Here is a 1,462-nt window from a genome sequence, read left to right as displayed (position 1 = left end):
TCCCATTCAGAGTTTTAAGCAAACTATTCTGAATAGAATATTTGAGTTAAACTAGAATTAGAAAGTAAAAACACAGTTCGGTTGGTAGTCCGAACGTAGCGAAGCTATCAGTAACCTGCCTCCTTGGTTGTCCATCTTTCTTAATTAATTTTAAGGAGGATGTTTGATGTCTACTATTGAGGGATCATTAACAATTGTCTATGAACCACCGTTTTACAAAGCTATCTTTGAAAGACGTTTTGATTCAACTTATGAAGTTAGTCAAGTTAACTTAGGCCCTTCAGAACCTAAATTAACTTTGATTTACGATCTGGTTATTCATCATTGGAATAGAATTATCTTTTTCAAACAAACTGTTTGTGCTTCGTCTGTTTCTGAACGAAAAATCAATCCTAAGCGTCTTCAAAGGTTAGCTAGAAAGAGTATTCAGTATGGTGTCGGTACTAAAGCACAGCAAACACTCCAAAAACAGTTGGAATGCCAAAAAGTAACTCGACAACATAATAGACGTACTAAGAAGATCTTGGATCAAGAAAAAAGATATAAATTGCACCAGGCCAAGAAAATACAAAAACACAAGGGACATTGAGAAGCTAGTATAGAAAACTATGTGTTGCATTTTAGGGTCTATAACTATCAAATCACCCCTCGAAAACATTGAAAGAATAACCCCCAACATCTATATTACAGATGTTGGGGGTTATTTGTTTTAATATTAAAGAAATAACTTCTTCTATTTGTCATCAATACTAAACAATAATTTGTACAAAGTGATTATTTCTTCTAGTTCTTCACGCGATACATGATCGACAATAGTTTCATCAGTGACATGTCTTGCCCGTAAATCCAAGGCTATGGTTTGATCTAATAATACTTTTCCATATACTGTTTGACTACTAGTTAGTCGATGATACATTGGAAAATTACGCTTGGTACTGCTAATTGGAGCCACAATCGTCATGTTACTTGTCTGACAGACTAGATCATTGCTTAGCGCAATGGCTGGTCGCTTATTCATCTGTTCATGACCACGGCTTGGATTAAAGTTAACATAAAATATATCACCTTGGCTTACCATTGAAGTTCATTACCTTCTGACTTTCCCCAATCAAGCTCGTGATCCCTTTTCCCGTCATCTTGCCAATCCTTAAATAGTTCGTGAATATTGGTTGGGTTCTTTTTTATTGGTGTTAAAACAATTGATCCATTTTCAATGGTTATTGTCATATCTTGGTTATCATCTAATTTCAGTTGTTTAATAATTTGGCTAGGAATTCTAGCAGCTTTCGAGTTTCCCCACTTTGCTAAGCGTGTTTGTTCTTTAATAAGTTCCATATTTTCCCCTCCTAAATTATTATTACAAGTCAAGTATATCCCATGTAGATACACAATGCAAATATTCTTACTGGAGGTCATTTACATGCAACAAGTTGTCTTACCCATCAAAGATTCAAACGTTCTT

Annotated in this window: 3 protein-coding genes; 1 reads left to right on the top strand and 2 read right to left on the bottom strand. The window is 34.8% G+C overall.

The annotated features are described in order from the left end of the window. Positions 1–166: 166 nt before the first annotated feature. Positions 167–589 (top strand): YjdF family protein, encoded by a 423-nt coding sequence (locus KGF65_RS16610; protein WP_214334914.1) that lies wholly within the window; start codon positions 167–169, stop codon positions 587–589. A gap of 144 nt (positions 590–733) precedes the next feature. Here the strand turns inward: KGF65_RS16610 and KGF65_RS16605 are convergent, their stop codons facing one another. Continuing rightward, a complete protein-coding gene (locus KGF65_RS16605; protein ID WP_001748110.1) occupies positions 734–1,078 on the bottom strand; it encodes a type II toxin-antitoxin system PemK/MazF family toxin in 345 nt (114 codons plus the stop codon). After that, complete coding sequence (locus KGF65_RS16600) at positions 1,072–1,335, bottom strand: AbrB/MazE/SpoVT family DNA-binding domain-containing protein (RefSeq protein WP_001748109.1); 264 nt, start codon at positions 1,333–1,335, stop codon at positions 1,072–1,074. The genes KGF65_RS16605 and KGF65_RS16600 overlap by 7 nt, the downstream gene beginning before the upstream one ends. Between the last annotated feature and the right edge of the window lie 127 nt (positions 1,336–1,462).

The sequence above is a fragment of the Lactiplantibacillus sp. 30.2.29 genome (genome assembly GCF_018991255.1).
GTDB lineage: Bacteria > Bacillota > Bacilli > Lactobacillales > Lactobacillaceae > Lactiplantibacillus > Lactiplantibacillus pentosus.
Note: the sequence above shows the minus strand (reverse complement) of the source record. Positions and strands in the feature narration are given on the sequence as shown.

Bases quoted from the DNA above. Each gene is read 5' to 3' on its own strand.
- KGF65_RS16605 (WP_001748110.1), bottom strand. From the start codon at position 1,078: ATGGTAAGCCAAGGTGATATATTTTATGTTAACTTTAATCCAAGCCGT.
- KGF65_RS16610 (WP_214334914.1), top strand. From the start codon at position 167: ATGTCTACTATTGAGGGATCATTAACAATTGTCTATGAACCACCGTTT.
- KGF65_RS16600 (WP_001748109.1), bottom strand. From the start codon at position 1,335: ATGGAACTTATTAAAGAACAAACACGCTTAGCAAAGTGGGGAAACTCG.